The 20,665-nt window shown below is 63.7% G+C and carries 23 protein-coding genes; 20 read left to right on the top strand and 3 right to left on the bottom strand.

The genetic code is table 11. The features are described 5' to 3' along the window. Positions 1-63 precede the first annotated feature (63 nt). Together RCO24_RS02495 and RCO24_RS02490 are read left to right on the top strand one after the other, a co-directional pair. On the top strand, positions 64-1,302 hold the full coding sequence (locus RCO24_RS02495; RefSeq protein WP_308959819.1) for a DUF4375 domain-containing protein: 1,239 nt from the start codon (positions 64-66) through the stop codon (positions 1,300-1,302). Positions 1,303-1,346: 44 nt separating this feature from the next. Next, on the top strand, positions 1,347-3,014 hold the full coding sequence (locus RCO24_RS02490; protein WP_308959818.1) for an NAD+ synthase: 1,668 nt from the start codon (positions 1,347-1,349) through the stop codon (positions 3,012-3,014). A gap of 30 nt (positions 3,015-3,044) precedes the next feature. On the opposite strand, the gene RCO24_RS02485 is transcribed toward RCO24_RS02490, so the two are convergent. Next, positions 3,045-4,511, bottom strand: coding sequence for a protein kinase (locus RCO24_RS02485; RefSeq protein ID WP_308959817.1), 1,467 nt, complete (start codon positions 4,509-4,511; stop codon positions 3,045-3,047). 235 nt (positions 4,512-4,746) lie between these two features. On the opposite strand from RCO24_RS02485, the gene RCO24_RS02480 reads away from it, so the two are divergent. From RCO24_RS02480 to RCO24_RS02470, 3 genes are all read left to right on the top strand, one after another. Continuing rightward, on the top strand, positions 4,747-6,288 hold the full coding sequence (locus RCO24_RS02480) for an FHA domain-containing protein (protein WP_308959816.1): 1,542 nt from the start codon (positions 4,747-4,749) through the stop codon (positions 6,286-6,288). 139 nt (positions 6,289-6,427) lie between these two features. Further along, positions 6,428-7,048 (top strand): FHA domain-containing protein, encoded by a 621-nt coding sequence (locus RCO24_RS02475; RefSeq protein WP_308959815.1) that lies wholly within the window; start codon positions 6,428-6,430, stop codon positions 7,046-7,048. Beyond that, complete coding sequence (locus RCO24_RS02470; protein WP_308959814.1) at positions 7,045-8,034, top strand: protein phosphatase 2C domain-containing protein; 990 nt, start codon at positions 7,045-7,047, stop codon at positions 8,032-8,034. Before RCO24_RS02475 ends, RCO24_RS02470 begins: the two co-directional genes overlap by 4 nt. Positions 8,035-8,109: 75 nt before the next feature. Here RCO24_RS02470 and meaB read toward each other — a convergent pair whose 3' ends face one another. Together meaB and RCO24_RS02460 are read right to left on the bottom strand one after the other, a co-directional pair. Continuing rightward, positions 8,110-9,102, bottom strand: a complete 993-nt coding sequence (gene meaB / locus RCO24_RS02465; protein ID WP_308959813.1) for a methylmalonyl Co-A mutase-associated GTPase MeaB — start codon at positions 9,100-9,102, stop codon at positions 8,110-8,112. A gap of 62 nt (positions 9,103-9,164) precedes the next feature. Continuing rightward, on the bottom strand, positions 9,165-10,169 hold the full coding sequence (locus tag RCO24_RS02460) for a zinc metalloprotease HtpX (protein ID WP_308959812.1): 1,005 nt from the start codon (positions 10,167-10,169) through the stop codon (positions 9,165-9,167). A 559-nt stretch (positions 10,170-10,728) separates the two neighbouring features. Between RCO24_RS02460 and rpsL the strand changes: the two genes are divergently transcribed. The 15 genes from rpsL (at position 10,729) to rpsQ (ending at position 20,617) form a co-directional block, all read left to right on the top strand. After that, a complete protein-coding gene (gene rpsL, locus RCO24_RS02455; protein WP_020087374.1) occupies positions 10,729-11,100 on the top strand; it encodes a 30S ribosomal protein S12 in 372 nt (123 codons plus the stop codon). A gap of 116 nt (positions 11,101-11,216) precedes the next feature. Beyond that, positions 11,217-11,687, top strand: a complete 471-nt coding sequence (rpsG, locus tag RCO24_RS02450) for a 30S ribosomal protein S7 (protein ID WP_308959811.1) — start codon at positions 11,217-11,219, stop codon at positions 11,685-11,687. Positions 11,688-11,768: 81 nt separating this feature from the next. Further along, the gene (gene fusA / locus RCO24_RS02445) at positions 11,769-13,859 is read left to right on the top strand and encodes an elongation factor G (RefSeq protein ID WP_308959810.1); all 2,091 of its coding nucleotides are present in this window, start codon (positions 11,769-11,771) and stop codon (positions 13,857-13,859) included. An 88-nt stretch (positions 13,860-13,947) separates the two neighbouring features. Beyond that, the gene (gene tuf, locus RCO24_RS02440; protein WP_308959809.1) at positions 13,948-15,156 is read left to right on the top strand and encodes an elongation factor Tu; all 1,209 of its coding nucleotides are present in this window, start codon (positions 13,948-13,950) and stop codon (positions 15,154-15,156) included. An 80-nt stretch (positions 15,157-15,236) separates the two neighbouring features. Then, the gene (rpsJ, locus tag RCO24_RS02435) at positions 15,237-15,545 is read left to right on the top strand and encodes a 30S ribosomal protein S10 (protein ID WP_020087370.1); all 309 of its coding nucleotides are present in this window, start codon (positions 15,237-15,239) and stop codon (positions 15,543-15,545) included. A 64-nt stretch (positions 15,546-15,609) separates the two neighbouring features. Further along, positions 15,610-16,302, top strand: coding sequence for a 50S ribosomal protein L3 (gene rplC / locus RCO24_RS02430; protein WP_308959808.1), 693 nt, complete (start codon positions 15,610-15,612; stop codon positions 16,300-16,302). Then, positions 16,302-16,952: a 50S ribosomal protein L4 gene (gene rplD, locus RCO24_RS02425; RefSeq protein ID WP_308959807.1), complete on the top strand. Its 651-nt coding sequence runs from the start codon at positions 16,302-16,304 to the stop codon at positions 16,950-16,952. Before rplC ends, rplD begins: the two co-directional genes overlap by 1 nt. Next, positions 16,952-17,245 (top strand): 50S ribosomal protein L23, encoded by a 294-nt coding sequence (locus tag RCO24_RS02420; protein ID WP_291148851.1) that lies wholly within the window; start codon positions 16,952-16,954, stop codon positions 17,243-17,245. Before rplD ends, RCO24_RS02420 begins: the two co-directional genes overlap by 1 nt. A gap of 15 nt (positions 17,246-17,260) precedes the next feature. Further along, positions 17,261-18,082 carry a 50S ribosomal protein L2 gene (rplB, locus tag RCO24_RS02415; RefSeq protein WP_308959805.1) on the top strand — a complete coding sequence of 274 codons (822 nt, stop codon included), beginning with the start codon at positions 17,261-17,263 and terminating at the stop codon, positions 18,080-18,082. A 39-nt stretch (positions 18,083-18,121) separates the two neighbouring features. Further along, positions 18,122-18,403 (top strand): 30S ribosomal protein S19, encoded by a 282-nt coding sequence (gene rpsS / locus RCO24_RS02410; RefSeq protein WP_308959803.1) that lies wholly within the window; start codon positions 18,122-18,124, stop codon positions 18,401-18,403. Next, on the top strand, positions 18,403-18,876 hold the full coding sequence (gene rplV / locus RCO24_RS02405; RefSeq protein ID WP_308959801.1) for a 50S ribosomal protein L22: 474 nt from the start codon (positions 18,403-18,405) through the stop codon (positions 18,874-18,876). Before rpsS ends, rplV begins: the two co-directional genes overlap by 1 nt. Next, the gene (gene rpsC / locus RCO24_RS02400) at positions 18,876-19,667 is read left to right on the top strand and encodes a 30S ribosomal protein S3 (RefSeq protein WP_308959800.1); all 792 of its coding nucleotides are present in this window, start codon (positions 18,876-18,878) and stop codon (positions 19,665-19,667) included. The genes rplV and rpsC overlap by 1 nt, the downstream gene beginning before the upstream one ends. Before the next feature lie 25 nt (positions 19,668-19,692). Continuing rightward, positions 19,693-20,103, top strand: a complete 411-nt coding sequence (gene rplP, locus RCO24_RS02395; RefSeq protein WP_308959799.1) for a 50S ribosomal protein L16 — start codon at positions 19,693-19,695, stop codon at positions 20,101-20,103. Between the two features lie 37 nt (positions 20,104-20,140). Continuing rightward, positions 20,141-20,371, top strand: a complete 231-nt coding sequence (rpmC, locus tag RCO24_RS02390; protein WP_308959798.1) for a 50S ribosomal protein L29 — start codon at positions 20,141-20,143, stop codon at positions 20,369-20,371. A 12-nt stretch (positions 20,372-20,383) separates the two neighbouring features. Beyond that, a complete protein-coding gene (gene rpsQ / locus RCO24_RS02385; protein ID WP_308959797.1) occupies positions 20,384-20,617 on the top strand; it encodes a 30S ribosomal protein S17 in 234 nt (77 codons plus the stop codon). Positions 20,618-20,665: the final 48 nt, after the last annotated feature.

Raw genomic sequence — 20,665 nt, 5'->3', positions numbered from 1 at the left:
ACAGGTGCGGCTGTCACGTATCCGCTATCGAATTCTGCGCAGCGAGCGGAGGAGGGATCGAAGGTGAAGCGCAAACACATCCGCATCGCGGCGACGGGCCTCGCCGCCATCGCCGCCACCCTGGCGAGCGCCTCCGCTTGCGCTGTCCAGAACGATAGCGGCTCACCGCCCGCCAAGAAGGAGGAGCGTGTCGAAGACCGCCGCGTGATCATCCCGACGTGGCAGCCGGATGTGGCCAACAATGGCTGCCGCTTGCACGCCGCACCGACACCCTTTTCCAACGAGGGGCTCATGAGTTTGACGGAGATACCGCTGTGGCAACTGATCCAGAACGAGGTCGGACCCTATTCGGTGCGCGATACTCTGGATCCGCCGGAAAAATTCCTGAAATCTCTTGATGCGCTCGATCCGGAAATGCGGACTCTAGCGCTGCTGCACACACTTTGGGATGGCCTCGGCGCCGACGGCCTGCACACCTACTTTTATCTCAAGTCCGGCCGCAACGCGCCTGCTGTGCGCGATGCGCTTGAGGCCGCTGGCCTCGCAGAGCAGCATCGGATTTTCGTTCAGGCCATGGCCCTTTTTGGCCCAAGCTACCCCGTCGACGACGAGCGCCGCGAACAGCACTTCGGCTACGCCACGCCCAACCAGGAACTGAACGCCTTCGACCATCGCCTGCTTGCCCTCAGCAAACAGTTCGGCACGCGCCAGGATTGGGCCGGGATCATCGTCGGTTACGTCAACCGCAAGCCCGCGCTCTGGAAGCGCATCGAGGCAGCGCGCATGAAGCTCAGCGACATGGACCGCTTCGAGCGCCTGACCCAATCGCTGCTGGCGCCAATCGACTTCTGGAAGCCCTACGCCGAGGTGCAGCGGCGGCTCGCGAGCCTGACCAAGGAGCAGCGCACACTCCTGGTTCTCGCCGCTTTCAACTACGAGTTCGAGAACGGCGGCGTGCACCAGTTCTTCTACAACGGCGAGGGGGCCATCGCTCCCGATGTCTATGACGCCCTGACCGAGATTGGCTTGGAGCGACAGGCGGCGCTGATCAAGCGCGGCATCGAGATGTTTGGCAGCGCCTACCTGCGGAACACCGAGCAACGGCGCGAGGCCCATTTCCACAATCACGACGGCTGGACCGACTGGGATGAGCAGCTCTCGGGCTTGACCGACGCCTTCTACGCCCTCGATGGCGGCCCCCAGGTGCTCAACATCGGCGGCGACCGGCAGATCCAGGGCGGGCCGGGCCTGCGCTACGCCATGCTTTCCTACGCCCTTCACCACGCCATGCTGCCCTGCTGATCAGCCCTGGACCGAACGCGCCTCTCCCCCTAAATCTTGGCGGCATGAGCACATCCAATCCGCCGTCCTCCCTCCGAATTGCGCTGGCACAGCTGAACCCGATCGTGGGCGATCTGGCGGGCAACGAGAAAAAGCTGATCGAAGCCCGGGCCAAGGCAGCCGCTGAGGGCGCGGATCTCATCGTCTTTCCGGAGCTGTTCCTGACCGGCTATCCGCCGGAGGATCTGGTTCTGAAGCCGGCTTTTCACAATGCGGCCCGCGCGAGGGCCGAAGCGCTGGCGCGTACGCTGGGGCCCGGCCCAGCGGTGCTCGTCGGCACGGTATGGCCGGAGAATGGCGCGATCTACAACGCGGTGCTGCTGCTGGCCGACGGTGAGGTTGCCGCCGTACGCCACAAGGTCGATCTGCCGAATTATGGTGTTTTCGACGAGAAGCGCGTCTTCACGGCCGGCGCATTGCCGAGCCCGATCAGCTTCCGCGGCGTACGGATCGGTGTTCCGATCTGCGAGGACATCTGGAAGGACGAGGTGACGGAATGCCTCGCCGAATGCGGCACCGAAATCCTGCTCGTGCCCAACGGCTCGCCGTTCGATTGGAAGAAGCCGGACGTTCGCCTGAATGTCGCGATTGCACGCGTCACCGAGACCGGCCTGCCGCTCGCCTACGTCAATCAGGTCGGCGGCCAGGATGAGCTGGTGTTCGATGGCGCTTCATTCGTCGTGAACGCGGACCACCGTCTTGCCTGCCAGTTTCCGGCCTGGGAGGAGCACGTCGCGCTCACCGAATGGACACGGACGGACGCGGGCTGGCAATGCACCAGCGGCCCAATACATCATCTGACCGAAGGCGACGCCGCGGCCTACCACGCGTGTGTGTTGGGGCTGCGCGACTACGTCGAGAAAAACCGCTTCCCGGGTGTCGTGCTCGGTCTGTCAGGCGGCGTAGATAGCGCGCTCGTTGCCGCGATGGCCGTCGATGCGCTGGGCGCCGAGCGCGTCCACGCCATCATGATGCCCTATCGCTATACGTCCGGGCAGAGCATCGCTGACGCCGAAGCCTGTGCCAAAGCGCTGGGCATCCGTCTCGACACGGTGCCGATCGAGCCGGCCGTCAACGGCTTTTCCGCAGCGCTCGCCGGTCTGTTCGAAGGCCGTGCCGCCGACATCACCGAAGAGAATATTCAAAGCCGCACGCGCGGTGTCATCGTCATGGCGATCTCCAACAAGTTCGGTGCCATGGTGCTGACCACCGGCAACAAGAGCGAGATGAGCGTCGGCTACGCGACGCTGTATGGCGACATGAACGGCGGCTTCAATCCCGTGAAGGATCTCTACAAGCTCGAGGTCTATCGTCTCGCCCGGTGGCGCAACGCGCACGTGCCGAAGGGCGGTCTCGGCCCCACCGGAGAGGTCATTCCCGACAGCATCATCACGCGCCCGCCGACCGCGGAGCTGCGCGAGAACCAGACCGACCAGGATAGCCTGCCGCCGTACGATGTGCTCGACGACATCCTCGCCTGCCTCGTCGAGCGCGAGATGCCGGTTTCAGATGTCATCGCCCGTGGCCATCCCGAGGACGTGGTGCGGAAGGTCGAGCGGCTGCTCTATCTCGCGGAGTACAAACGCCGCCAGGCCGCGCCCGGCGTAAAGATCTCGAGCCGCAACTTCGGCCGCGATCGCCGCTATCCGATCACCAACCGCTTCCGCGAATAGTGCGACGCCCGCGACCTGGCACAGCCCGTCTCACCTGACTTTGGTGCCGTCCGCGCAGAAGGTCAGCGCCAACTGGCACACGCCGTAAGTCCGCTCGCAATCCCAGCGGGCGTTGGTTTCCGCGAGCTGGATCGATTGGCCGGTCGCCGCCTTCCAGCGCGTCGGATCGGCCGGCATCTCGGCCAGCGCCCAGCATTCCTGCTTCGAGATGGTGGCGATCACCGTGCAGCCCTTCTCGCCGAACTTGTCGGTGCATTTCTTGAGCGCGGCTTTTTCCGCCGTTTCCTTCGTGCGCTCCTCGACGCGGGCGAAGATGTTGCCGCCGTGATCGACAACGGCGCCCCAGCAGTCCGCGCCGGAGAACATGCCGCCGCAGTCGGCGAACGGCCCCTTGTTTCCGCCGGCAACAAGCACCGCGCCTCCGCCCGCAAGCGCCAGTACGCCCGCCGCCAACCCGCCGTAGAGCGCCATCCGGCTTTTACGCGCGCTTCCGATCTTGGAGAGTGTCGTCGTGATCAGGCGCGTCGGGTTCAGCTTGCGCCCGGTCACGCTCGGATGCGGGGAAGCATGCGTGTGCCGGGATTCGGTCTGCGGATCCGCCGAGACGACGCGGCTGCCTTCGAGCAGCAGCGGGCGCCACTCCCGCACCGATTGCGGTCGGGCGCCAGGCGGCAACTTGAGCGCGGAATCGATGGCTTCGAGAAAGCTTTTGCGGAATTTCCCTGCCGCGGCCTTGGCGGCCGGAACCAAATCGTCTGACAGTTGCCGCGACGTGGCTTCGAGCGGCCGCGCGCCTGTGACGGCCCGGTAGAGCGTCGCCGCGAACGCGTAGATGTCGGTCCACGGGCCGTAGCGGTCGGCGTTCGAGGTGTATTGCTCGGGTGCCGAATAACCGCTCTTGAACACCAGCGCGGAAACCAGCTGCGAATGCTGTTTGATCTCGAAGCGCGAGGCGCCGAAATCGAGCAGAAGCGGCGCCCCGTCAGCCGCCCGCACCATGATGTTCTCGGGCGAGATGTCGAGGTGCCAGCTGCGGTTTTCGTGTACGAGTTCGAGCGCGCTGAGCAGCGGGCCGGCCACGAGGTCGAGCTCGTCCTGGGTCGGCAGACTGTTGAGGCCGCGCAACCACCGCTCGAACGTCATGCCTTTGACGAGATCGAGCACCATGTAGGCGGTGTCGTTCGCTTCGAACACGCGCCGGACGCCGATGATGTTGGGGTGGTTGAACTGGGCGAGCAGGCGGGCTTCGTCGAAGAACTTCTTGAGCCCCCAGCGATAATCGGACTCCGAGTTTGCGCGTGCGAGAAACTTGAGGCCGAGGCCGTCGCGCCGGACAAGGTCTTCGGGAAAGAACTCCTTGAGAGCGAACTCCTTGTTCAGCATCTCGTCGTGGATCAGATAGGTAATTCCGAAACCGCCGCGGCCGAGAAGTCCGGTGATCAAGTACTGGTCGATCCGCGTGCCGGGTGCCAGCACGGTCTCGTTCTGACCCTCCATAGATCGGCGCCCTCCAAGCGCGGACAGCCACAAGGGACTGCTTCGATGACCCGCTTCTCACAATGCCCCATTCGACTTCTACCGGAAAGTGCTACTGTTGCCGCTTCCGGAAAGATCGGCTGACGATAGCCGATTGCGCGCTGCGATGTGAGGGTTCGGCGATGTTGAACCCCCAAGATCGTCAGCGTAAGATGAATTCCTCTATCCAATTACGACGACACCTGGAGACGCAAGCATGCGGCGCCTAGCGAGGCAGCGCGAAGCGGTTATGGCACTCGGCTTGTTGCTCTCCGTGATGGGATCGTTCGGTGCGAGCGCCACCCAGACGAAGCTCGTGACCAAGTGCCAGCCTATAGAGGCGGCAGCCGGCGGCTCCGCGGGTACCCCGCGCCTCACCTGTGAGGTCCGCGCCAATGGGTTTGCGGCCTTCAACGGCGTCACGGCAACCCTCAAGGGCCAAGACGGCGAGCTTGAAACCAAGTTCGAGGCGTTCGATCCGGCGGCTCAGGGCGCCACCACCGCCTATTTGATCCAGCTTCTGCCCAACGCTCGGCGTGCGACGCTCGCCCAGATGGGCGATGCGGTCGTGACCTTCACCGATCGGCGCGGAGGCAAACGCCGCTTTACGGCCTACACGTTCGCCAATGATCTGACCCTGATTTCCGATTCCGGCGCCTCGAAAAACGAGTTCGTTCGCCAGATGATCGCGGTGAAACCCGCTCCCGGAACCATACAACTCTACAAGGTCGTCCTGCAGGCCATCGAAGCCCTCGTCAAAGAGCCTGGCGACCGCAAAAACCTCGTCCTCCTGGCCGACGGCACCTCCAACGACACCAGCTACAGCCACGAACAGGTGGTGAAGGCCGCCCGCGATGCCGGCGTTACGATCCACGTTCTCGGCTACTATGACGACCGCACCGACCGCCCGAAGTTCCAGACGCTCTCGCGGCTCGCCGAGGAAACCGGAGGCTATGCAACCGAGATCAAGCAAGGCGGCGCCAAGGATCTGACCAAGGAGGTCGTCACCAACCTCTTCGTCACCGAGGTTCTGGAGAACGGCGGCCAGCTGACGGCGGCACTCAAGGGGCCGGCCGGCGCTCAGACCGTGGAGATTGCCGCCAGTCTCGCCGATGGCTCGGCGCTCAAGGCCGAGGAGAAAGTCGAAGTCCCGGTTCCCGCGCAGCAGATCTTCCAGGTTCCTCCCGAGCCCACCTCCGGCTCGTCCCCACCCGAAAGCGCCCCCTCGGAAGGGGTTGTCGATTGGATCGCCGACAACGCGGCCCTCGTCGCGGTTCTGGCGCTGCTGCTCGGCCTCGGCGCCGCCGGCTATGCGATCTATCGGCCGGGCGTCGTGGAATATGCCGCTGCTGAGCCGGTGAGCGAGGGCCGGGCCGTCGAGGAGAATGCGAAGACGGTCGATGAAGACGGAGGCGAAAGCCAGCTCCTGCGCGGCGCCGATGGCACCCCGGCCGTGTACGGCTGGCTCGAGATGCTCGACGGCGACGCCGCGCGCCATCCTTTACGCACCACCAACGTCCGCGTCGGCCGCCATCGCGACAACGACATCTGCCTCCTGAACGACTCGATCTCCCGGCGCCATGCCGTGCTGCACTACAACGCCGAAACCCGCCGCTTCGTGATCACCGACCTCGGCGGGGGCAACGGCGTCGTCGTTAACAAGACCAAATACACATCGCGCGAGCTGAACGACGGCGACACGGTGGAGCTTGGCGAGGTCCGGCTGCGCTTCCGGGCCGAGCAGGAGTTTTTGGCGTGAAAACGATAGCGCGCATTTTCCGAGCGCGCGGACGTCCGTTCGTCGTAGAAGATTTGGCAAGACCAGGAAGCGGGATCGCCCGGACCGAGATCATCGGACAGGAGATCCGGGCTCCTTGGGGGTTCATGGAGACCTGACGATGAGCAACGATCCGCGCTATCCGGATGATGACGACAGCGAGTCCGACGGCAACAAGAAAACGCGCCTGATCATGCGCCCGGACGTGGCCGAAGGCGCCTCGACTGGTCCCCACGGCGCAACCCCGCCGCGCGCTGGATCGGTAATCGGAACGACGCGCCTCGTCGGAAACCAGGGGCAAGCTGCTCCATCCTCTCGCCCGCCGCCGCTCAAGGCGCAACCCGCCAGAACCCAGTACGTGCGCGAGGGGACTGTCGACACCCAGGATCCGGTTGCGGGATGGATCGTTATCGTCAAAGGCCCGGGGCGCGGCGATTTCCGGCCCGTCTATGTCGGCATGAATTCGGTCGGGCGGGGTGCGGATCAACGCATCCGCCTCGACTTCGGCGATGAAGCGATCTCACGCGAAGAGCACGCCTTCATCACCTACGACGACGAGACGCGCACGTTCTACCTCCAGCACGGCGGCAAATCGAACCTCGTTCGCCTGGGTGGCAAGCCGGTGCTGGCGCCCAGCGTTCTCAATTCCAACGACACCTTCCGCATCGGCAACACGACGTTCCGCTTCGTGGCCTGCTGCGGTCCGGACTTCGACTGGACGAGCGAGGTCGAAGACGCATGACATGGCTCGTGGCAGGCGCTGCCCGAGCCACGATCGGTACGCGTACCAAGCAAGAGGACGCGTTCGAGATCTGGCCGTCCGGCGCCCAAGCCGCCAGCAAGAGCCGAGAGGGCCTGCTCGCGGTGGTCGCCGATGGGATGGGGGGGCATGCCGGCGGCGAGATCGCGGGCAAGCTCGCCTGCGAAACTTTCGTCAGGAGCTTCACCCACGCCGAGAGCGGCGCGAGCGAGCGTTTGAAATCGGCGCTTGACGCAGGCAATGCCGCGATCGCCGCTCATGTCGCCGAAAATGCCAAGCTGCGCGGAATGGGATGCACGCTGGTCGCCGCCTGGATCGACCGTACCGGCCTGCGCTGGGCCAGCGTTGGGGATTCGTTGCTTCTGCTGTTTCGCGCGCCTCAGGTGCTGCGCCTCAACGCCGATCACTCGCTCGGCGCCTTCCTCGACGATCAGGCACGCCGCAACAAGATTTCGCCGGTCGAGGCAGAGAACAATCCCTATCGCAATGCGCTGCGCTCGGCGCTGACCGGTAAGTCGCTCGAGATTGTCGATCTCCGGACCGAGCCCTACCGCATCGCGTCAGGCGATTGGATCATCCTGGCGAGCGATGGCATCGGCACGCTCGAAGGCGACGAGATCGGCGACATCGTCTACGCGAACCGCGACGCCACGCCGGAAGCGATGGCCGACGATCTGATCGCGGCCGTGGTTGCAAAGAATTTGCCCGACCAGGACAACACCACCGTCATCGTGCTCAAGGTTTCCGAAGATGTGGCGGCCGCGGACGAAGCGCCGACACGCATTCTGAAGCCTGAATTCTATGGCGTGATGGGGCAGCCTCACGACGAGGGCGTCGCGACGACGCAACGGATCGTGCATCCGCCGGCTTTCGCGAGCCTCTTCAAGCGCCATCGTACGGCCGTGCTGGGCATCGGGATGGGGCTGATGTTCTTGATCGGCTGGTTGCTGCGCGCGCTGCTCGAGTAGGTGGCAGCGGGCAACAGGCAGCGGGCAGGGTTCACCTAACGTCCTGCCTGTTGCCGGCCGCCCGGTGCCATTTCTCTACTTCCCAAGCAGCTTCCGCGCTGCCGCGTCGGGGCTGACACGGCCGGACAACACGTCGTCGGCAAGCCCGTCGATCTCCGCGCCGCTTCCCTGCTTGACGCGATGCGCCACGATGTCGGCCGCGGCCCGCGCGATCAGATAGCGGGCGCGCCGCCGCCGCCGGCTCATCGGGCCGGTTTCGCCCTTGTTGCCGACTTCGCGCATTGCCGAATAAAGCTCGGGCACGCCTTCGCCGGTGGTCGCCGTCGTCTTGAGCACCGGAATGTGGGACCGCATCGAGCGGATCGAGAGCGCGCCGAGCAGCTGCTGCAGCGTCAGCTCCGCGCCTTCGCGGTCGCCCTTGTTGACGACGAGGATGTCGGCAATCTCGAGCAATCCGGACTTCATCGCCTGGATGTCGTCGCCGAGGCCTGGCGCCGAGATGACGACGCGCACGTCGGCCACTTCCGCCACGTCCATTTCGCTTTGCCCGGTGCCGACGGTTTCGAGCAGCACGAGATCGAACCCGGCTGCATCCAACGCATCGATCACGCGAACGGCGGCCGGCGAAAGACCGCCGAGATAACCGCGGCTCGCGAGCGAGCGCACGAACACGCCATCGTCGTCGAGCGCGGCCGTCATGCGGATGCGGTCGCCGAGAATGGCGCCACCCGAGATCGGGCTCGAAGGATCGACGGCGATCACGCCGACCGTGCCGCCGAGCGAGCGCACGTGAGCGATCACGGCGTTGACAAGGGTGGATTTGCCGGCCCCTGGCGGCCCCGTGAAGCCGACCACGAGCGCTTTGCCGAGATAGGGCTGGAGCGCTTCGAGCAGCGGTGGCGCGCTCGTGGAGAGCTTTTCGAGCTCCGTCACCGCGGCCGCAATCGCACGGCGCTCGCCGGCGCGCATGCGCTGCACGAGATCGGGAATCGCTTCGAGCTTCAGCGTCGAGCGAGGCGGCGGCGGGGGGGCGCTATTCTGGCTATCCATGCTGGCGCTGATACGCATAAAAGCGCGCGCCCGCAATGGCCTCGGCCGTCACATCCCCGGCCGAAAACACGGCTCGCGGCTCAGAACCAGAGGCCCGGCCATCGGTAACGAGGCCGCATGTCGCCCGGCCCGTAGCCAACGAGCGAAAACATCGGCTGCTCGACGATCACAAGCGGTGTGTGCTCGGGCGCAGCACCTTGAGGTGCCGCGGTGGCGAGAGCCATGAGGCGGTGAACACGGTCTTCGGTGTCGGGATGTGACCGTAAAAGCGACGGATTCGGCACCCGCCGGGCGGGAACCGGAAACATCAGATCTTCCCAGAAATGGCCGGTGTAGGTTTCGAGACGGCGCAGCGCCGAAGCGAGTGAGGCCGCGTCGCCCGTGAGGGCCGCCGCATCGGCATCGGCCTTGAATTCGCGCGCCCGCGACAGCCCAAGCTGCAGCAGGCTCGACAGCGCAGGCGCTAGGTAGAGCAGCAGCACCGCCCACCAGGAGATGGTTTCTTCGTCGCGTACGATCGCGAAAACGTTGAACAGCGCGAGCCCAAGCGCGGCGTAGCTCAAGAGCTGCAAAACGCGCGTCATCACGTCCGCAAGCCCCATGACCAGGAGGTCGTTGTTGCGGATGTGAGCCATCTCGTGGGCGAGCACGCCAGCCGTTTCCGGGAGCGAAAGCCGTCTGAGTAATCCTTCGGTAACCGCGATGGCGGAATGGTTCCGAGATCCGGCCGCGAATGCGTTGAGCGTCAGGCTCGGAACGACATAAAGCTCAGGCCGTGCGGGCAACTCAGCGCGGTAAGCCAGCACGTCGACAAGGCTTGAAAGCTGGCTGTCGTCGCGCGGAACGCGTGTCGCCTGGTAAAGCCGCATCAGGGCCTCCGGCGGCATGCGGGCGGCCAGCGGGCAAATGATCGCGGTCAGGAGGAGCGCGGCCAAAGCGCCCATGGCGCCCCACAGCAGAACTGTCGGAATCGCAATCAGCACCACGAATCCCGCGATCAGCAGCGCGGAATGCCAGAGATTGGGCCCCGAGAGACTCGATCCCTTGAAGTTGCCGAGCGTGGAGATGTTAAGAAAAGGCGGCATCTTCGCCCTCCGTGCCGATAAATTCGATCGACGACACCGGATTTTTCCTGCGTCTCGGCGAGCGTGATGGACCAGGCTGTGGGTGAAGCCCGAAACCCCCCAGAAATGGGCGGTAAAAGCGACATTCCTATGATAAACGATGGACTGCGGCGGCGCCTGGGATCTTACGAAAAGGTCCCAAAAAACCTTGATCGGGCGAATACCGGCATCACTTCTTTCGATCCAATCGCCACAAGGTGTTGACCGGGAATCCGCAAATGTATATAGGAACGCCACTCTCACGGTAGGTGGTAGGCCGTTTCTGCGCCGTCGCGGCGCTTTGGTCCTAAACGCTGCCGTCCAAAAGCAGAGGACATTTTCGGACCAAGATCGCTGGCGAGCCGAAAGGCAAGCCGGAGGATCCTCTGGTTTTTTCCGTGCCAGGCTCCGGGGCTCCGGGGCTCGGCAGGTTTCGTTTGGCGCATGCGTTGTCATGGACGCGCTGCGCTGGGACGAACCAAAGGCGGCAATCACAGGATTGTCGAAACAAACAAGAGCCGAACGAGAAGCGGGGCGTTTTATGCCGACGATACAACAGCTGATCCGGAAACCCCGGAATCCGAAGGTCTATCGCGAGAAGTCGCGCCACATGGAAGCGTGCCCGCAGAAGCGTGGCGTCTGCACCCGTGTGTACACGACGACGCCGAAGAAGCCGAACTCAGCACTCCGTAAGGTCGCCAAGATCCGCCTGACCAACGGCTTCGAAGTCATCGGTTACATTCCGGGCGAAGGCCATAACCTTCAGGAGCACTCCGTGGTCCTGATCCGCGGCGGCCGCGTCAAGGACTTGCCCGGCGTTCGTTATCACATTCTGCGCGGCGTTCTCGACACCCAGGGCGTCGCGAACCGCAAGCAGCGTCGTTCGAAGTACGGTGCGAAGAGGCCGAAGTAGGTCTTTTCGCGGAGTATCCCGGACGAGCCGCCTGAGACGCGGCGAGATCGGGATCTCGGAGTTTCAGGTGGCTCGCCCGGGTGTGAGCCGGAAAGATTGAGAGACAGGAAGACGATATGTCCCGTCGCCACAGTGCAGAGAAGCGCGAAGTCAATCCGGATCCGAAGTATTCCGACTTGGTCATCACCAAGTTCATGAATGCGGTGATGTCGGACGGCAAGAAGTCGGTGGCCGAGCGCATCGTTTATGGTGCTCTCGAGCGCATGGAGCAGAAGGCGAAGGCGGACCCGATCGCCATGTTCCATCAGGCCCTCGACAACGTCATGCCGGCGGTTGAAGTCCGCTCGCGGCGCGTTGGCGGCGCAACCTATCAGGTTCCGGTCGAAGTTCGTTCTGAGCGCCGTCAGGCACTCGCGATCCGCTGGATCATCACTGCTGCGCGCGGCCGTAACGAGAACACGATGGTCGAGCGTCTGTCGGGCGAATTGCTCGACGCAGCTTCGAACCGCGGCACGGCCGTGAAGAAGCGTGAAGACACTCACAAGATGGCGGACGCCAACCGGGCGTTCTCTCACTACCGCTGGTAGCACACAGGATTTAGCGCGGTTGCGTCCAAGCGGAGTTTGGCTCCTGAGGACGAAGCAACCGAAGCGCGAAGGAAAAGACAGATGGCCCGGCAATACGCCATTGAGGACTACCGCAACTTCGGCATCATGGCTCACATTGATGCTGGCAAGACGACTACGACCGAGCGGATCCTCTATTACACCGGCAAGTCCTACAAGATCGGCGAAGTCCATGACGGCGCCGCGACCATGGACTTCATGGAGCAGGAAGCTGAGCGCGGCATCACGATCACGTCGGCTGCGACCACCTGCTTCTGGGTCGGTCGTGACAACAAGAAGCGTCGCCTGAACATCATCGACACTCCTGGCCACGTCGACTTCACCATCGAGGTCGAGCGTTCGCTGCGCGTGCTCGACGGCGCCGTGTGCGTTCTCGATTCCAACCAGGGCGTCGAGCCGCAGACCGAGACCGTCTGGCGCCAGGGCGATAAGTACAACGTTCCGCGCATCATCTTCTCCAACAAGATGGATAAGACCGGCGCCGACTTCTACATGTGCCTCGCCGACATCAAGGACAAGCTCGGCGCGCGAGCCGTGCCGCTGCAGATTCCGATCGGCGCCGAGGCGAACTTCAAGGGCATCGTCGACCTCATCAAGATGAAGTCGGTGATCTGGGAAGGCGATGGCAAGGACGCGAAGATGATCGAGGGTGAAATCCCCGCCGATCTCGTCGACAAGGCCAACGAATTCCGCGCCGCCATGATCGAAGCCGCCGTCGAGATGGACGATGCGGCCATGGAAGCCTACCTCGAGGGCAAGGAGCCGGACGAGGACACGATCAGGAAGCTGATCCGCAAGGCTACCGTCACCCGCGCCTTCTATCCGATGCTGTGCGGCTCGGCGTTCAAGAACAAGGGCGTCCAGACGCTTCTCGACGCCGTGGTCGATTTCCTGCCGAGCCCGCTCGATCGCGAGGCTTACAGGGGCATCGACCCGAAGACCGGCGATGAGAGCCCGCGCCGTCCGTCCGACAGCGATCCCCTCGCCATGATCGCCTTCAAGATCATGAGCTTCGAGCACGTCGGCTCGATCACCTTCTGCCGCATCTACTCGGGCAAGCTCGAGCAGGGCATGGCGCTTGCCAACACCTCGCGCGACAAGAAGGAGCGCGCTGGCCGCATGTATCTCATGCACGCCGCCGACCGCGAGGAGATTAAGGAAGCTTTCGCTGGCGACATCGTCGCGCTGCAGGGCATGAAGGACATCCGCACCGGCGAGACGCTGTGCGATCCTAATAAGCCGGTGATCCTCGAGAAGATGGAGTTCCCGGAGCCCGTCATCAACCTCAAGATCGAGCCCAAGACCAAGGCCGACCAGGAGAAGATGGCGATCGCCCTCAACACCATGGCCGTCGAAGATCCGTCCTTCCGCGTCTCCGTCGATCAGGAGAGCGGCGAGACCATCCTCAAGGGCATGGGCGAGCTTCATCTCGACATCAAGGTCGACATTCTGAAGCGCACCTACGGCGTGGAAGCCAACGTCGGCGCTCCGCAGGTTGCTTATCGTGAGACGCTGGCTCGTCCGGCCGACATTGACTACACGCACAAGAAGCAGACCGGCGGCACCGGCCAGTTCGCCCGCGTGAAGCTGAAGCTCGAGCCGAACGAGACCGGCAAGGGCAACGTGTTCGAGAGCACCATCGTCGGCGGCACCGTGCCGCGCGAGTACATTCCGGGCGTCGAAAAGGGCGTCAAGTCGGTCTGGGACAACGGCGTGCTGATCGGCTTCCCGCTTGTCGATATGAAGGTGACGCTGCACGACGGCGCCTTCCACGAGGTTGACTCTTCTGCGATCGCGTTCGAAATCGCCACCCGCGCAGCCATGAAGGAAGGTTGCGAGAAGGGCGGCGTCAAGATCCTCGAGCCGATCATGGACGTCGAGGTGGTGACGCCGGGCGATTTCGTCGGCTCCGTCATCGGCGACATCAACTCCCGGCGCGGCCAGATCCGCACCCAGGAAATGCGCGGCAACGCAACGGTCATTCGGGCCTACGTTCCGCTCGCGAACATGTTCGGTTATGTGAGCCAGCTCCGGTCTATGTCGACGGGGCGCGCCTCCTACACCATGCAGTTCGCGCACTACGCAGACGTGCCGCGCAACGTGGCAGACGAAGTTAAGGCGAAATACGCCTGAGGCGGCGGCCCCTGATGGGGCCCTGACGAAGGCAAAGAGATCCGGTTTGATCCGGGCAAGATGAGAACGAGCTTAAGGAGAGCCTACGATGGCCAAAGCGAAATTCGAGCGTAACAAGCCGCACGTCAACGTCGGCACCATCGGTCACGTCGACCACGGCAAGACCACGCTGACAGCAGCGCTGACCAAGGTTTCGACCGACAAGGGCTGGTCGAACTCGTTCGTCTCGTACGACGACGTTGCGAAGGCATCCGCTTCCCAGGGTCGCCGCGACGCTTCGAAGATCATCACGATCGCCACCTCGCACGTCGAGTACGCGACCGAGAACCGCCACTACGCCCACGTCGACTGCCCGGGCCACGCCGACTTCGTCAAGAACATGATCACCGGCGCTGCTCAGATGGACGGCGCTATCCTCGTCGTGTCGGCCGTCGACGGCCCGATGCCGCAGACCCGCGAGCACATCCTGCTTGCCCGTCAGGTCGGCGTTCCTTACGTCGTCGTGTTCCTCAACAAGTGCGACATCGTTGATGACGCCGAGCTCCTCGACCTCGTCGAGATGGAAGTCCGCGAGCTTCTCTCGAAGTACCAGTTCCCGGGCGATGACGTTCCCGTCATCCGCGGCGCGGCGATCAAGGCTCTCCTCGGCGAGAAGGGCGATCTGGCCGACGGCGCTATCCTCAAGCTCTTCGAAGCTCTCGACACCTACATCCCGCTCCCCGAGCGCCCGAAGGATCAGCCGTTCCTGATGCCGATCGAAGACGTGTTCTCGATCTCGGGTCGCGGCACCGTCGTCACCGGCCGTATCGAGCGCGGCCTCATCAAGGTCGGCGAAGAAATCGAGATCGTCGGCCTGGCCGACACCAAGAAGTCGATCGTCACCGGCGTCGAAATGTTCCGCAAGCTGCTCGATCAGGGCGAGGCTGGCGACAACGTCGGCTGCCTCCTGCGCGGTATCGACAAGGACGCCGTCGAGCGTGGCCAGGTTCTGGCCAAGCCGGGCTCCGTGAAGCCGCACAAGAAGTTCAAGGCTGAGGCCTACATCCTCACCAAGGAAGAAGGCGGCCGTCACACGCCGTTCTTCACCAACTACCGTCCCCAGTTCTACTTCCGCACGACCGACGTCACTGGCGTCGTGACGCTGCCGGAAGGCACGGAGATGGTTATGCCGGGCGACAACATCGCGGTTGATGTCGAGCTCGTCGCGCCGATCGCGATGGAAGAGAAGGTCCGCTTCGCGATCCGCGAAGGTGGCCGCACCGTCGGCGCCGGCGTCGTCACCAAGATCATTGAGTAGCACACGAAGAGAGGCGCTCGGGAGGGCGGCGGCAACGCCGACATGAAGAGCGCTTCTCCTCATTTAGCGGGTTCGAGACAATGAACGGCCAAAACATCCGCATCCGATTGAAAGCGTTCGACCATCGAATCCTCGATGCGTCGACGCGGGAGATCGTGAACACGGCGAAGCGTACCGGCGCGGAGGTTCGGGGTCCGATCCCGTTGCCCACTCGTATCGAGCGCTTCACTGTCAATCGCTCTCCGCACATCGACAAGAAGAGCCGCGAGCAGTTCGAGATGCGCACGCACAAGCGCATGTTGGACATCGTGGATCCCACTCCGCAGACGGTCGACGCGCTGATGAAGCTCGACCTGGCGGCGGGCGTGGACGTGGAAATCAAGCTCTAGAGGATGCGCAGCTGGCCGGGCTCGCCCGGTGACGGCCGCGAAAAAAAGGAAGGAATGCGAACAAATGCGTTCCGGAGTGATTGCACAGAAAGTCGGCATGACCCGCATCTTCACGGATGCAGGTGAGCATGTGCCCGTGACGGTTCTGAAGCTCGAGAAGCTTCAGGTCCTGTCTCAGCGCACCACCGACAAGCATGGCTACACTGCGATTCAGGTGGGTGCTGGCACCCGCAAGCCCGCGCGGCTGACCAAGTCCGACCGCGGCGGCTTCGCCGTGGCGAACGTCGAGCCCAAGCGCAAGCTTGCTGAGTTCCGCGTGAGCCCGGAGAACCTGATCGAGGTGGGCGCCGAAATCACGGCAGACCACTTCGTCCCCGGCCAGTTCGTCGACGTGACGGGCACCAGCCAGGGTAAGGGCTTCCAGGGCGCGATGAAGCGCTGGAACTTCGGTGGTCTGCGCGCCACGCACGGCGTCTCCGTCGTGCATCGCTCGCACGGCTCGACCGGTCAGCGCCAGGACCCCGGCAAGGTGTTCAAGGGCAAGAAGATGGCCGGTCACCTCGGCGATGAGCGCGTCACCACGCAGAACCTCGTCGTGGCCAAGATCGACGTCGAGCGCGGTCTCCTGATGATCCGCGGCGCAGTCCCCGGTTCCAAGGGCGGCTGGGTCGTCGTTCGCGACGCAGTCAAGAAGAAGCCGCACGCCGAAGCGCCGACCCCCGGCGCCTTCAAGCCGGCAAGCAAGGAGAAGGCGTGATGAAAGCCACCGTCACCACGCTCGAGAGCAAGAAAGCCGGCGAGATCGAGCTCGCTGACGCCATTTACGGCCTCGAGCCGCGCAGCGACATCCTGCATCGCATGGTGCGCTGGCAGCAGCTGAAGCGCATGGCCGGCACGCACCACGCCCAGGACCGTTCGGAAGTTTCGGTCACGGGCAAGAAGATGTACAAGCAGAAGGGAACCGGCGGCGCCCGTCACGGCGACAAGTCGGTTCCGCAGTGGCGCGGCGGCGGCAAGGCGTTCGGTCCGAAGCCCCGTAGCCATGCCATCGACCTGACCAAGAAGTTCCGCGCGCTCGCGCTCCGTCACGCCCTTTCGGCGAAGGCGAAGGCAGGCGACATCGTCGTTATCGACGCGGCGGATTCGAAGGACGGCAAGACGGGCGCGCTGAAGAAGCAGTTCGCGACACTGGGCTGGAAGAACGCGCTGATCATCGACGGCGCAGCGCTGGATGATGCGTTTGCCCGCGCGGCACGCAACATTCCGCACATCGACGTGCTGCCGATCGCCGGCATCAACGTCTATGACATTCTTCGCCGCCACAAGCTTGTGCTCACCAAGGCCGCCGTCGAGGCGCTCGATGTGCGCTTCGCCGACGTGAAGGCCAAAGCCGCGGAGACGAAGTGATGAACAAGCTCAAGGCATACGACGTCATCCTCTCTCCGGTCATCACCGAGAAGGCGACGCAGGTATCCGAGGCGAACCAGGTGATCTTCAAGGTCGCTTCGGGCGCCAACAAAACCGACATCAAGTCCGCGGTCGAGATCCTCTTCAATGTGAAGGTCAAGGCTGTGAACACTCTGGTGCGCAAGGGCAAGCGCCGCACGTTCCGCGGCATCCGCGCCCAGCTCAGCGACGTGAAGAAGGCCATCGTGACGCTCGAGGAAGGCCACTCGATCGACGTCACGACCGGCCTTTAAGGGAGCGCCAAACCAATGGCACTGAAGACATACCGTCCGACATCTCCGGGTCTCCGTCACCTGGTCCAGGTTGATCGCAGCCACCTTTTCAAGGGTAGCCCGGTCAAGATCCTGACTGAGGGCAAGCGCAAGACCGGCGGCCGCAACAGCGACGGCCGGATCACCACGCGCCACATCGGCGGCGGGCACAAGCAGTCGTACCGGCTGATCGACTTCCGTCGCCGGAAGCACGACATCGTCGCGACCGTCGAGCGCCTCGAGTACGATCCGAACCGCACCGCGTTCATCGCGCTGATCAAGTACGCGGACGGCCATCTGTCCTACATCCTTGCGCCGCAGCGCTTGGCTGTCGGTGATCAGGTTGTCTCCGGCGCCAAGGTCGACGTGAAGCCGGGCAACGCCATGCCGCTGGCCGCAATGCCGATCGGCACGATCGTTCACAACGTCGAGCTGAAGCCGGGTGGCGGTGGTCAGATCGCACGCTCGGCGGGTGCATTCGTGCAGCTCGTTGGCCGTGACTCGGGCTGGGCCGTTCTGAAGCTCAACTCTGGCGAAACCCGGAAGGTTCGCGCCGAGTGCATTGCTTCGGTTGGCGCCGTTTCGAACCCGGATCACACCAACGAAGTGACCGGCAAGGCCGGCCGCACGCGCTGGAAGGGCAACCGTCCGACGGTCCGCTCGATCGCCATGAACCCGATCGACCATCCGAACGGTGGCCGTACCAAGGGTGGTAAGCACTGGGCGACGCCGTGGGGCAAGCCGACCAAGGGCTTCAAGACCCGCAAGAATAAGCAGACCGACAAGTTCATCGTCAGAAGCCGCTCGAAGAGCAAATAATTAGGCGCAGTCGAGCAGACGATTGAAGGAGATACGAGAGTGACACGCGCAGTTTGGAAAGGCCCGTTCGTCGACGGCTACATTCTCAAGAAGGCTGAGAAGGTACGCGCGTCGGGCCGCAATGAGGTCATCAAGACCTGGAGCCGTCGCTCGACGATCCTTCCTCAGTTCGTCGGGCTGACGTTCGGTGTTTACAACGGCCAGAAGCACATTCCGGTCAACGTCACCGAGGACATGATTGGACACAAGCTCGGTGAGTTCTCGCCGACGCGTGCGTTTCATGGCCATGGCGGCGACAAGAAAGCAGCGGTGAAGAGATAATGGGCAAGCCGAGCCGGGAAAGGAGCCTCTCCGACAAAGAGGCACGTGCGATCGCGAAGAACCTTCGCGTTTCGCCGCAGAAGTTGAACCTCGTTGCGGGTCTGATCCGCGGCAAGAAGGTCGACAAGGCGCTGGCCGACCTCGAGTTCTCGAGGAAGCGGATCGCCCAGGACGTCCGCAAGGTCGTGATGAGCGCCGTTGCGAACGCCGAGAACAACCATCAGCTCGACGTCAACTCGTTGATCGTCGCTGAGGCGTATGTCGGCAAGAACCTCGTGATGAAGCGCTTCGCGGCCCGCGGTCGCGGTCGTGGCTTCTCGATCATGAAGCCGTTCTCGCAGATCACCGTCGTGGTCCGCGAGACGGAAGCCGAGGCTGAGGCGCCCAAGAAGGGCAAAGCCGCGCCGAAGGCGAAGGCCGCCAAGACCGGCGGCAAGTCGAAGGTTGCTGCGGCTCAGAAGGAGGCCGAGTAATGGGTCATAAAGTCAATCCGATCGGCCTCCGCGTCGGCATCAACCGCACCTGGGACAGCCGCTGGTTCGCCCGTCGCGGTGAGTACGGCAAGCTGCTGCATGAGGACCGCGCGATCCGCGCTCACATCATGAAGCAGCAGCGCGTGGCCGGCATCGCCAAGGTCGTCATCGAGCGCCCGCACAAGAAGTGCCGCGTCACCGTTCACACGGCACGCCCCGGCGTTCTGATCGGCAAGAAGGGCGCCGACATCGAGAAGCTGCGCAGCGAACTCGCGCGCTACACCTCGTCCGAGGTTCACCTGAACCTTCTCGAGATCCGTAAGCCGGACATCGACGCCACGCTGGTCGCCGAGAACATCGCCCAGCAGCTCGAGCGCCGCGTTGCTTTCCGTCGCGCCATGAAACGCGCCGTGCAGACCGCGCTGCGTGCTGGCGCTGTCGGCATCCGTATCAACGTCGCCGGTCGTCTTGGCGGCGCCGAAATCGCCCGTACCGAGTGGTATCGCGAAGGCCGCGTGCCGCTGCATACGCTCCGCGCCGACATCGACTTCGGCTACGGCGTTGCCCAGACCGCCTATGGCGTCATCGGCATCAAGGTCTGGATCTTCAAGGGCGAGCTCATGGAGCACGACCCGATGGCATCCGAGCGTCGCGCAACCGAAGGGGCCGGCGACGGCACCGGCGGCCGTCCGCGCCGCGAGGATGGCGGCGAGCGTCGCGAACGTCGTGGTCCCCGTGGACCGCGCGGTGGCGCCGCCGATGCAGGCAAAGAAGGACAGGAGACGGCCTGATTCAAGGCTGTGAAGGAACCGGACGATGCTGCAACCTAAGAAGACTAAGTTCCGCAAGCAGTTCAAAGGCCGTATCCACGGCGCTGCGAAGGGCGGCACCACGCTGAACTTCGGATCGCATGGCCTCAAGGCTGTCGAGCCCGAGCGCGTAACCGCACGTCAGATCGAGGCTGCCCGCCGCGCCATCACGCGTCACATGAAGCGTGCTGGCCGCGTCTGGATCCGCATCTTCCCGGACGTTCCGGTGACGAAGAAGCCGGCCGAAGTTCGAATGGGTTCGGGCAAGGGTGGCATCGAGCTCTGGGTCTCGCGCGTGAAGCCGGGTCGCATCATGTTCGAGCTGGACGGCGTGCCCGACCAGGTCGCCCGTGAAGCCCTGCTGCTCGGCGCGGCCAAGCTCGGCATCAAGACACGCATTGTGACGCGCATCGGCTAAGGCCGGCGACGCAGAGACAAAGATAAGGAATACGACGATGAAAGCGGGTGATTTGAGGAGCATGTCGCTCGATCAACTCGACGATCAGTTGGCCAAGCTCAAGAAGGAGCAGTTCAACCTGCGCTTCCAGAAGGCGTCCGGCCAGCTCGAGAACACCTCGCGCGTCCGCCAGGTCCGGCGCGACATCGCGCGGGTTCTGACGCTCGCTGGCCAGAAGCGGGGCGGATCCTCGGCGAAGGCTGCTACCAAATCGAAGACTGGCGCGTAAGGAGATAGAGCGATGCCGAAGCGCGTCCTGCAGGGTGTGGTTGTTTCGAACAAGAACGACAAGACCATTGTCGTCGAGGTGGAACGCCGTTACACGCATCCGCTTCTGAAGAAGACGGTGCGTCGCACCAAGAAGTATCACGCTCACGACGAGAAGAACGTCCACAAGACGGGCGACCGGGTCGAGATCCAGGAGTCGGCGCCGATCTCGAAGTTGAAGCGTTGGGTCGTGCTCGAGAAGCACTGACATTTTGGGTGGTGCTAGGCCGCACGGCGGAACCGGCACCGGAACGAA

Source organism: Hyphomicrobium sp. LHD-15 (genome assembly GCF_031157355.1).
Lineage (GTDB): Bacteria > Pseudomonadota > Alphaproteobacteria > Rhizobiales > Hyphomicrobiaceae > Hyphomicrobium_C.
Note: the sequence above shows the minus strand (reverse complement) of the source record. Positions and strands in the feature narration are given on the sequence as shown.

Excerpts from the sequence above, each read along its gene's own strand:
- rplP (WP_308959799.1), top strand. The coding sequence starts at position 19,693 with ATGCTGCAACCTAAGAAGACTAAGTTCCGCAAGCAGTTCAAAGGCCGT.
- rpsJ (WP_020087370.1), top strand. The coding sequence starts at position 15,237 with ATGAACGGCCAAAACATCCGCATCCGATTGAAAGCGTTCGACCATCGA.
- rplC (WP_308959808.1), top strand. The coding sequence starts at position 15,610 with ATGCGTTCCGGAGTGATTGCACAGAAAGTCGGCATGACCCGCATCTTC.
- rpsL (WP_020087374.1), top strand. The coding sequence starts at position 10,729 with ATGCCGACGATACAACAGCTGATCCGGAAACCCCGGAATCCGAAGGTC.
- rplV (WP_308959801.1), top strand. The coding sequence starts at position 18,403 with ATGGGCAAGCCGAGCCGGGAAAGGAGCCTCTCCGACAAAGAGGCACGT.
- rpsC (WP_308959800.1), top strand. The coding sequence starts at position 18,876 with ATGGGTCATAAAGTCAATCCGATCGGCCTCCGCGTCGGCATCAACCGC.
- RCO24_RS02490 (WP_308959818.1), top strand. The coding sequence starts at position 1,347 with ATGAGCACATCCAATCCGCCGTCCTCCCTCCGAATTGCGCTGGCACAG.
- tuf (WP_308959809.1), top strand. The coding sequence starts at position 13,948 with ATGGCCAAAGCGAAATTCGAGCGTAACAAGCCGCACGTCAACGTCGGC.
- RCO24_RS02420 (WP_291148851.1), top strand. The coding sequence starts at position 16,952 with ATGAACAAGCTCAAGGCATACGACGTCATCCTCTCTCCGGTCATCACC.
- RCO24_RS02470 (WP_308959814.1), top strand. The coding sequence starts at position 7,045 with ATGACATGGCTCGTGGCAGGCGCTGCCCGAGCCACGATCGGTACGCGT.
- RCO24_RS02460 (WP_308959812.1), bottom strand. The coding sequence starts at position 10,169 with ATGCCGCCTTTTCTTAACATCTCCACGCTCGGCAACTTCAAGGGATCG.
- rplD (WP_308959807.1), top strand. The coding sequence starts at position 16,302 with ATGAAAGCCACCGTCACCACGCTCGAGAGCAAGAAAGCCGGCGAGATC.
- rplB (WP_308959805.1), top strand. The coding sequence starts at position 17,261 with ATGGCACTGAAGACATACCGTCCGACATCTCCGGGTCTCCGTCACCTG.
- fusA (WP_308959810.1), top strand. The coding sequence starts at position 11,769 with ATGGCCCGGCAATACGCCATTGAGGACTACCGCAACTTCGGCATCATG.
- rpsQ (WP_308959797.1), top strand. The coding sequence starts at position 20,384 with ATGCCGAAGCGCGTCCTGCAGGGTGTGGTTGTTTCGAACAAGAACGAC.
- rpsG (WP_308959811.1), top strand. The coding sequence starts at position 11,217 with ATGTCCCGTCGCCACAGTGCAGAGAAGCGCGAAGTCAATCCGGATCCG.
- RCO24_RS02485 (WP_308959817.1), bottom strand. The coding sequence starts at position 4,511 with ATGGAGGGTCAGAACGAGACCGTGCTGGCACCCGGCACGCGGATCGAC.
- rpmC (WP_308959798.1), top strand. The coding sequence starts at position 20,141 with ATGAAAGCGGGTGATTTGAGGAGCATGTCGCTCGATCAACTCGACGAT.
- meaB (WP_308959813.1), bottom strand. The coding sequence starts at position 9,102 with ATGCGTATCAGCGCCAGCATGGATAGCCAGAATAGCGCCCCCCCGCCG.
- RCO24_RS02480 (WP_308959816.1), top strand. The coding sequence starts at position 4,747 with ATGCGGCGCCTAGCGAGGCAGCGCGAAGCGGTTATGGCACTCGGCTTG.
- RCO24_RS02475 (WP_308959815.1), top strand. The coding sequence starts at position 6,428 with ATGAGCAACGATCCGCGCTATCCGGATGATGACGACAGCGAGTCCGAC.